The 8,721-nt window shown below is 63.0% G+C and carries 11 protein-coding genes and 3 tRNA genes; 12 read left to right on the forward strand and 2 right to left on the reverse strand.

Features of this window, described 5'->3' with window-relative positions; translation table 11 throughout:
• The 3 genes from AC2VLV_RS11085 to gph all read left to right on the forward strand — a co-directional run.
• Positions 1-220, forward strand: a 220-nt coding sequence (locus AC2VLV_RS11085) for a hypothetical protein (protein ID WP_486990038.1), incomplete at its 5' end; no start/stop codon positions are given.
• Positions 221-225: 5 nt separating this feature from the next.
• Entirely contained in the window at positions 226-924 is a 699-nt protein-coding gene (gene rpe, locus AC2VLV_RS11090) for a ribulose-phosphate 3-epimerase (RefSeq protein ID WP_486990039.1), read from the forward strand.
• The gene (gene gph, locus AC2VLV_RS11095; RefSeq protein ID WP_486990040.1) at positions 924-1,625 is read left to right on the forward strand and encodes a phosphoglycolate phosphatase; all 702 of its coding nucleotides are present in this window, start codon (positions 924-926) and stop codon (positions 1,623-1,625) included. The genes rpe and gph overlap by 1 nt, the downstream gene beginning before the upstream one ends.
• Positions 1,626-1,697: 72 nt before the next feature.
• Here gph and AC2VLV_RS11100 read toward each other — a convergent pair whose 3' ends face one another.
• Together AC2VLV_RS11100 and AC2VLV_RS11105 are read right to left on the reverse strand one after the other, a co-directional pair.
• Positions 1,698-2,273 (reverse strand): chalcone isomerase family protein, encoded by a 576-nt coding sequence (locus AC2VLV_RS11100; protein WP_486990041.1) that lies wholly within the window; start codon positions 2,271-2,273, stop codon positions 1,698-1,700.
• 144 nt (positions 2,274-2,417) lie between these two features.
• Positions 2,418-3,029, reverse strand: coding sequence for a chalcone isomerase family protein (locus AC2VLV_RS11105; RefSeq protein ID WP_486990042.1), 612 nt, complete (start codon positions 3,027-3,029; stop codon positions 2,418-2,420).
• Positions 3,030-3,152: 123 nt separating this feature from the next.
• On the opposite strand from AC2VLV_RS11105, the gene AC2VLV_RS11110 reads away from it, so the two are divergent.
• The 9 genes from AC2VLV_RS11110 to AC2VLV_RS11150 form a co-directional block, all read left to right on the forward strand.
• Positions 3,153-3,617 carry a PaaI family thioesterase gene (locus tag AC2VLV_RS11110; RefSeq protein WP_486990043.1) on the forward strand — a complete coding sequence of 155 codons (465 nt, stop codon included), beginning with the start codon at positions 3,153-3,155 and terminating at the stop codon, positions 3,615-3,617.
• A 456-nt stretch (positions 3,618-4,073) separates the two neighbouring features.
• The gene (gene trpE, locus AC2VLV_RS11115) at positions 4,074-5,573 is read left to right on the forward strand and encodes an anthranilate synthase component I (protein ID WP_486990044.1); all 1,500 of its coding nucleotides are present in this window, start codon (positions 4,074-4,076) and stop codon (positions 5,571-5,573) included.
• Positions 5,574-5,616: 43 nt separating this feature from the next.
• Entirely contained in the window at positions 5,617-6,207 is a 591-nt protein-coding gene (locus tag AC2VLV_RS11120; RefSeq protein ID WP_486990045.1) for an anthranilate synthase component II, read from the forward strand.
• Positions 6,194-7,240 carry an anthranilate phosphoribosyltransferase gene (gene trpD / locus AC2VLV_RS11125; protein WP_486990046.1) on the forward strand — a complete coding sequence of 349 codons (1,047 nt, stop codon included), beginning with the start codon at positions 6,194-6,196 and terminating at the stop codon, positions 7,238-7,240. Before AC2VLV_RS11120 ends, trpD begins: the two co-directional genes overlap by 14 nt.
• Positions 7,237-8,109 carry an indole-3-glycerol phosphate synthase TrpC gene (trpC, locus tag AC2VLV_RS11130; RefSeq protein ID WP_486990047.1) on the forward strand — a complete coding sequence of 291 codons (873 nt, stop codon included), beginning with the start codon at positions 7,237-7,239 and terminating at the stop codon, positions 8,107-8,109. Before trpD ends, trpC begins: the two co-directional genes overlap by 4 nt.
• 64 nt (positions 8,110-8,173) lie before the next feature.
• A tRNA-Tyr gene (locus tag AC2VLV_RS11135) sits at positions 8,174-8,259 on the forward strand.
• 109 nt (positions 8,260-8,368) lie between these two features.
• Positions 8,369-8,442: transfer RNA gene (locus AC2VLV_RS11140), tRNA-Gly, on the forward strand.
• Between the two features lie 61 nt (positions 8,443-8,503).
• Positions 8,504-8,578: transfer RNA gene (locus AC2VLV_RS11145), tRNA-Thr, on the forward strand.
• 49 nt (positions 8,579-8,627) lie between these two features.
• On the forward strand, positions 8,628-8,721 hold a 94-nt coding region (locus tag AC2VLV_RS11150; RefSeq protein ID WP_018003793.1), incomplete at its 3' end, for a GTP-binding protein.

Genomic DNA, 8,721 nt, shown 5'->3' on the forward strand with positions numbered 1-8,721 from the left:
GTTTTTGCCGGATTTGCAGGCCCATAGCCGCGCTATGGGTCAAAAAGCCGGTGAAAAATGGACTGCTGCGCCCCATTTGCAGCCGACGATTCCAAAGCCCGACAGGCTCCTAGGAGTTAGGAGTGCGCGCCTGAGAAGGCTGGACATTCAGGGAATTGCGCCGCGTCATGCAGATGGGTTCAAATCCCCGTGGAAACAGTTGGGCATCCCTCTAAAATGAACACCATGAAAACCTACCGCATCGCCCCCAGCATTCTCTCGGCCGACTTTGCCCGTCTGGGCGAGGAGGTGCGCAACGTCATCGACGCCGGCGCAGATTTCATCCACTTCGACGTGATGGACAACCATTACGTCCCCAACCTCACCATCGGCCCGCTGGTGGCCGAGGCCATCAAGCCCTACTGCAAGAAGGCCGACGGCGCCCCCATCACGCTTGACGTGCACCTGATGGTCGAACCGGTAGACGCCATCGCCCAGTCCTTCGTCAAGGCGGGCGCCGACATCGTCAGCTTTCACCCCGAGGCCAGCAAGCACGTCGATCGCACGCTGCAGATGATCCGCGACGGAGGCGCCAAGGCCGGGCTGGTGTTCAACCCAGCCACGCCGCTGGACGTGCTCGACTACGTCATGGACAAGGTCGATCTGGTGCTGCTGATGAGCGTGAACCCCGGCTTCGGTGGCCAGAGCTTCATCGAGAGCAGCCTGCCCAAGGCCAAACTGGTGCGCGCCAAGCTCGACGCCTACAAGGCGCAGAGCGGGCGCGACATCCTGCTGGAGATCGACGGCGGCATCAAGCCCGACAACATCGCTGCGGCCGCCGCGGCCGGGGTGGATACCTTCGTGGCTGGCAGCGCCATTTTCGGCAAGCCCGACTACAAGGCCGTGATCGACTCCATGCGCGCCAACCTCGCGAAGGTGGCCTGATGGATGCGCGCACTGCCGCGGCACCTGCCCTGACCCTGGCGGGCCATACCGTTCAGGCCGCCATCATCGATCTGGATGGCACCATGATCGACACCCTGGGCGATTTTCATGCCGCCCTGTCGCGCCTGATGGACGAACTCGGCCTGCCCGGCGTCAGCCGCGAGCAGGTCGAACACCGCATCGGCAAGGGCTCCGAGTACCTGGTGCTGCAGACCTTGCGCATCCACCTCGCCGACGACCAGGCCGATGCGCTGTACCCGCGCGCCATCGAGGCTTACCAACGCATCTACGGCACCATCAATGGTCAGTACTCCCATCCCTTCCCGGGCGTGCCAGAGGGCTTGGCGGCGTTGAAAGCCGCCGGGCTGAGGTTGGCCTGCATCACCAACAAACCCACGGTGTATGCCCGCGAGCTGCTGGGCATCAAGGGGCTGCTCGACCATTTCGAGGTGGTCAACGGGGGCGATGCCTTCCCGCGCAAGAAGCCCGACCCCATGCCGTTGGTCGAAACCTGCAAGCAGATCGGTCTGCCCACGGCCGTGGTGCTGATGATCGGCGATTCGCAGAACGATGCCCTGGCCGCCCGCGCTGCCGGTTGCCCGGTGGCTCTGGTCACCTACGGCTACAACCACGGCGAGCCCGTGCGCGCGGTGGACGCAGATGGCTTTGCCGACCGCATCGGCGATCTGCTTCCCATCTAAAAAACTCCGAACGCAGAAATAAAAAAGCCGCTCCGAACAGGAGCGGCTTTTTTGTGGGCAGAACCTACGCGATCAGCCGTTGATGTTCTGCTTTTGAATCGTCGTGTTGGACAGCACGCCTGCTGGCAGCATGCGCAGCAAGGCCTGATACAGCTCGGCGTTGCCGGTGCCCGGAATGATGTGCGCGCCCGGGCCCATCAGCACGATGCCGTTGGAGGGCTCGAACAGCAGCTCAACCGTCTGGCCCTTGGGGATCTGCTTCACGCTGGACAGTTGTTTGCTGAAAGCGTCCATCGCCGGCTTGAACGAAGCGTACTGTGCCGCGGACACGCCCTTTTTCACCCCAGCATCCAGCGCCTTGGCCAGAGCGTCCGCCGACATATTGGAAAGGGCGGTGAGGCGAATCGATTTGGCGCCGGGCATGGTCATGATGCTGCTGGCCGACGTGGTGTTTTGCGGCAGGTACACCGCCGCGGCCATCTTGCCGCCCATATTGACCACGCCAGCGCCGTTGATCAGCAGGGGCACGCCGTTGGCCGGGGCGGTTTGCATCACGGGGACACCGCCCACTTTGACGGCGGCATTGGCGCTTACGACGCCGAACGTCGCGGCCAGCGCGATGGCGGTTGCGGTCAGAACTGTTTTCATGGACGATCCTCGGGTGGTTTGTGGGTATATCAGCCAAATCTTATTTTATGAACCCACCCCTTGCATGTTCGGGTTTTCACCGAAACGGCGTGTTTGAGTGGTCACCAAACATGACGGCGCGCAAGCCTTGCCAGGTGAAGCCAGTCAGTTGCTGTCCGCTTCGTTGCCCAGCAGCGCGCGCTTGAGCCGGTCTTCAGCCGGATCTTTGCCCAGCCAGATTTTGAGCATGGAATTGAAAAACTGCGGCTCGGTGAATACCCCGCCCGAGGGCACGCCATCGATGGCGATGGTGCTGCCTTTGCCAGGATTCTCGCGGATGGTCACTGTTTCCCCGGTTTTGATCTGGCTTTTTTGGGCAAACAGGCCGCCCAGTTGCACCAGGCTGGGAATGAAGGCGCTGAACTCCTCCGGGCTGAGGTTGTTCTTGATGCCGTCGTTGAGTTTGTCACCGAGCTCCTTGCCGCTCACATCGCGCAGCATGGTGAGTTTCAACTCCTTCGGTCCGGCCATGTTGTAAATCGCCTGTGGTTGCGCGCTTTTTTGCGGCAAATATAGGGCGGCGGTGTAAACCTTGAAAAAGAACACGTACCGGGTGCCAGCGCCGTTGAGCGCCAGCGCCTTGCCGCCGACATCCACTTGCGGCGGAATTTCCACGCCGTGCAGGGTGAGCGCCTGCGCGCTCGGCATGAAGGACGCGATAGCCAGTGCGGCGGTTGCGCCGAAGGTGCGCAGCGGCTTGTGAGCGGTGTGATTCATGTGGTCTCCTGTTGCTTGTTATCGAACGGTCGTTCATTTTTCGTAAAACGTCGTGTTTTGACAAGTGAATTCAGGTTGAGTGCCGTTTAAGATGCTCCGACAACACCCCATGAAGGAGACGTCATGCCCAAGGTTTTTCAGGATAGCTACCCCGATGCACTGGCGCACTGCTATGGCTGCGGCCGTCTCAACGCCGAGGGGCATCAGATCCGGACAGTCTGGGACGGCGATGAAACGGTGACTCGCTTCACGCCCCAGCCTTATCACATCGCAGTACCTGGATTTGTGTACGGCGGATTGATCGCCTCGCTGATCGATTGCCACAGCACCGGCACGGCGGCAGCGGCGATGTACCGCGCCGAAGGGCGCGAGATGGACACGCAACCGGCGTTCCGATTCGTCACTGGATCGTTGCATGTCGACTTTCTCAAGCCGACGCGCTTGGGCGCCGAGCTGGAAATTCGCGGCCGGGTGAAAGAAATCAAGGGCCGCAAAGTCGTTGTGGAGTCCACGGTATTTGCGGGCGGCGTGGCCACGGTGCGCGGAGAGGTCGTTGCGGTGCAGATGCCGGAAAACTTCGGCGCTTGAAGCCGTTGTGCGAAAAGTGGCCCAGGAGCCTGTCAGGCTTGGGAATCGCGGGCTGCAAAAAGGCTGTGCGGCGTCCTGCGGCAGCGGCTTTTTGCTCCATAGCTGCGGCTATGGAGCGGCAAATCCGTCGCCGCATGCCATCCCCACAGCCTTTTTTCGCTCTGCGCGACCCAAACCCGACAGGCTCCCAGGAGTTTGCTACATTCGCTCACTCGGATAGATCTGCGCGATTCATTCACTTTCCATGTTCATCCATCGGCGACACGCATCGGGTTCTGGAGACCGGGGGGCTTGGCCCTGGCGGTTCTGGCTGGTCGTGCCCGCTGCTGCGGCCTGAATCACCTCCGATCTGCGCCCCATCCGCGCGTCAATGCGCGAGGGCCGTATCGGCAACAGGCTGCGCTCCCGTGATATCCGCTGCCCGCCCCTGCGGGGCAGCCGACCCTTGAGACGAACATGACTGAACTCGAATTCAAAGAACTGGCCCGCCAGGGCTACAACCGCATTGCGCTCGTGTCTGAAGCGCTGGCGGATCTGGAAACGCCGCTGTCGCTTTACCTCAAGCTCGGGGTGGGCGCCGGAGCCGGGCAAAACACCTTTTTGCTGGAATCTGTCGTCGGCGGCGAACGCTTCGGCCGCTACTCTTTTATCGGCCTGGCCGCCCGCACGCAGGTGCGAGTGAAGAATGGCCTCACCGAGGTGTTGCGCGACGGCGCAGTGGTGGAAACCTCCGAAGCGCCGCCGCTGGATTTCATCGAGGCGTTCCACGCCCGCTTCAAGCTGGCGCTGCCTGCGGGCATGCCGCGTTTTTGTGGCGGGCTGGCGGGGTATTTCGGCTATGACGCGGTGCGCTATATCGAGCCGCGCCTGATGGCGTCTGCGGCCAAGCATCCCAAGCCCGATCCGCTGGGCATGCCCGACATCCTGCTAATGTTGTGCGAAGAACTCGCCGTGATCGACAACCTGTCGGGGCGGCTCTACCTCATCGTCTATGCCGACCCCGGCCAGCCCGAGGCCTATAGCCAGGCGCGCTCGCGCTTGCGCGGTCTGCGCGAGCAACTGCGCTATTCCGTTTCGGCGCCGCCCATGCAGCGCAGCAGCGTGACGCCGATCGAGCGCGAGTTCGACAAGGCCGACTATCTGAAAGCGGTCGAGAAGGCGAAGGACTACATCGCCGCCGGCGACTTCATGCAGGTGCAGGTGGGGCAGCGCCTGCGCAAGCGCTTCAGCGATTCGCCGCTGTCGCTCTACCGTGCGCTGCGCTCGCTCAACCCTTCGCCGTACATGATTTATTTCAACTTCGGCGACTTTCAGATTGCGGCCTCGTCGCCCGAGATTCTGGTGCGCGAAGAGGCCGTGCCCGAAGGGCGCAAAGTCACCATCCGCCCGCTGGCCGGCACGCGGCCGCGCGGCGCAACCGCCGAGGCCGATGTGCGCAACGAGGCCGAACTGCTGGCCGACCCGAAAGAGCGCGCCGAGCATCTGATGCTCATCGACCTGGCGCGCAACGATCTGGGCCGCATCGCGCAGACCGGCAGCGTCAAGGTGACCGAGGCGTTCGCCATCGAGCGCTATTCGCATGTGATGCACATCGTCAGCAACGTCGAGGGGCTGCTGCAAGCGCAGCGCACGCCGATGGACGTGCTGCGCGCCACCTTCCCGGCGGGCACGCTGTCAGGTGCGCCCAAGATTCGGGCGATGGAGGTCATCGACGAACTCGAACCCACCCGGCGCGGGCTGTACGGCGGGGCCATCGGCTACTGGAGCTTTGCCGGTGACATGGATCTGGCCATTGCCATTCGCACCGGCATCGTCAAGGACAACTGGTTGTACGTGCAGGCGGCCGCTGGCGTGGTGGCTGATTCCGTGCCCGAGATGGAATGGCGCGAAACCGAGGCCAAGGCGCGCGCCGTATTGCGCGCGGCCGAACAGGTGCAGGAAGGGCTGGACGGCTAAAGCGCCGCCCGCCACCTCTCTTCCCAGACCCACGGAGCCCACCATGCTGCTGATGATCGACAACTACGACAGCTTTACCTACAACCTGGTGCAATATTTCGGCGAACTCGGCCAGGACGTGCACACCGTGCGCAACGATGAGCTCGATCTCGAAGCCATCGCGGCGCTCAATCCCGAGCGCATCGTCATTTCTCCCGGGCCGTGCTCGCCCGCTGAGGCCGGTATTTCCGTGCCGGTGCTGCAATATTTCGCCGGGCGACTGCCCATTCTGGGCGTCTGCCTGGGGCATCAAGCCATCGGCGCCGCGTTTGGCGGCAGGGTCGTGCGGGCGCGGCAAATCATGCACGGCAAGACCAGCCCCATCACCCATGACGGCCGAGGCGTGTTCGCCGACCTGCCCAGCCCGTACACCGTGGTGCGCTATCACTCGCTGGCCATCGAGCGCGACAGCCTGCCGGCCTGCCTGGAAATTACCGCGCAGACCGAAGATGGCGAAATCATGGGCGTGCGCCATCGCCATTTCGCCATCGAGGGCGTGCAGTTTCACCCGGAATCCATCGAGACCGAGCACGGCCACCGGCTGCTGCAGAATTTTCTGGCGTTGAACGAGGGCCACTTCCATGACCATCAGTAATCACGATGCGCTGGTGCGCGTCATCGAGCACCGCGAAATCTTCCACGATGAAATGATCGCGCTGATGCGCCGCATCATGACCGGCGAAATGTCTCCGGTCATGATGGCCGCGCTCATCACCGGCCTGCGGGTGAAGAAGGAAACCATCGGCGAAATCACCGCCGCCGCGATGGTGATGCGCGAATTCGCCACGCCGGTCGAAGTGGCCGACAAAAAGCGCCTGGTCGACATCGTCGGCACAGGGGGCGATTCCGCGCGCACCTTCAATATTTCCACCGCCAGCATGTTTGTCGCCGCCGCCGCCGGGGCGCAGGTGGCCAAGCATGGCGGGCGCAGCGTGAGTTCTTCCTCCGGCTCGGCCGACGCGCTCGACGCGCTGGGCGCCAACATCCAGCTCACGCCGGAGCAGGTAGCGCAAAGCCTGGCCGAATGCGGCATCGGCTTCATGTTCGCGCCCAACCACCATCCGGCCATGAAGCACGCGGCGCCGGTGCGCAAAGAGTTGGGGGTGCGCACCCTGTTCAACATCCTCGGGCCGCTGACCAACCCCGCGGGTGCGCCTAACCAGTTGCTCGGGGTGTTCCACCCCGATCTGGTCGGTATTCTGGTGCGCGTTTTGCAAAGGCTGGGCAGCGAGCACGCCTTGGTGGTGCACGGGCTGGATGGTCTCGACGAGGTGTCGCTGTCGGGCGAGACGCTGATTGGCGAACTCAAGAACGGCCAGATCAGCGAATACGCCATTCACCCCGGCGATCTCGGGCTGAAGTCCGCGCCGCTGGAGGCGCTGCGGGTGGAAGGCCCAGCTCAGTCCATCGAACTGATGCACGAGGCGCTCAACGATGTGGCGGGTGCGCCCAGAGACATCGTGGCGCTCAACGCAGGGGTCGCGCTGTACGCAGCGAACGTCGCGCCCGCCTTGATCGACGGCGTGCAGATGGCGCGCGAAGCCATTTCCAGCGGCGCAGCGCGCGACAAATTGCAGGAATTCGTGCGCGTCACCCACGCCATGCAAAAACCGGCGGCCAGCGTATGAGCCCACCCCGAAACCCTTCGCTTCGCTCGGCTCTCCCCTCAAGGGGCAAGAAACTCTCGGGGCGGCCCAGCGAGCTTCTTGAGAGCGACATCCTTCAGCGCATCCTCGCCACCAAAGCGCAAGAAGTGGCAACGGCGCGCGAGCGGGTGCCTTTATCTTCGCTGCGCGAGCAGGCTGCAGCGCGGGGCCCAACGCGGGGGTTTGCCGCCGCCGTGCAGGCCAAAGTCGCCGCGGGCGGGCCCGCCGTCATCGCGGAAGTGAAAAAAGCCAGTCCGTCGCGCGGGGTTCTGCGGGCCGACTTCGATCCGGCCGCCATCGCTCGCAGCTACGCGGCCGGGGGCGCGACCTGCTTGTCCGTGCTCACCGATGTGCAGTACTTCCAGGGGGCGCCGTCTTATCTGCAGCAGGCGCGGGCGGCTTGCGCGCTGCCAGTATTGCGCAAGGATTTCATGGTCGACGCCTACCAGATCGCCGAGGCTGCAGCGATGGGGGCCGACTGCATGCTGTTGATCGCCGCCGCTCTGCCACGGGCGCAATTGATCGAAATGGAAGCCGAGGCGATGGGCTACGGCCTTGATGTGCTGGTCGAGGTGCACAACGCGGCTGAACTGCAGGCGGCGCTGGCGCTGCGCACGCCGCTGCTTGGCATTAACAACCGCGACTTGCGCAGCTTTGAAACCCGGCTGGAGACCACCCTCGATCTGCTGCCGCAGATTCCTGAGGGCCGAGTCGTTGTGACCGAGAGCGGCATTCTGACCTCAGATCACGTCGCGCGCATGCGGGCTGCCGGCGTTCAGGCATTCCTCGTCGGCGAAGCCTTCATGCGCGCGGACGACCCGGGCACAGCCCTGCGCGCGCTCTTCGATTGAGCCGACGCAAAGTCCTTTTATTTGACATTGCCGCAAAAATCGCTAAGAATCCGCGGTTCGCCTCGGAGAGGTGGCCGAGTGGTTAATGGCAGCAGACTGTAAATCTGCCCTCTTACGAGTACGCTGGTTCGAATCCAGCCCTCTCCACCAGGCGCAAGAATGATGTGCTTTGCTGCTTTTGGTTTCTGCTGCGGTGTTCTGTCGTGTTGGCGGCCATCGGTCGCTCCGGGCCTCGCCAGGGCGTCCAGGGCTTGGCAAGGCGGGAGTAGTTCAATGGTAGAACCTTAGCCTTCCAAGCTAATGGCGCGGGTTCGATTCCCGTCTCCCGCTCCAGCTCCTGCGGTATTTAGTAGTTGTTATGTAACGGTTTTCTCTTGAGCGCGCAAGCGTTCAGGCCCATGTGGCTCAGTGGCAGAGCACTCCCTTGGTAAGGGAGAGGTCGCGGGTCCGATTCCCGCCATGGGCACCAGTTGAATTTATCGATTTGTCCATCTTTGTAGGCTTGAGGAGTTTGAATCATGGCGAAGGAAAAGTTTGAGCGGACCAAGCCGCACGTCAACGTGGGCACGATTGGTCACGTGGACCACGGCAAGACCACGCTGACGGCGGCCA

This window comes from Thiomonas sp. TH-17, from assembly GCF_057473305.1.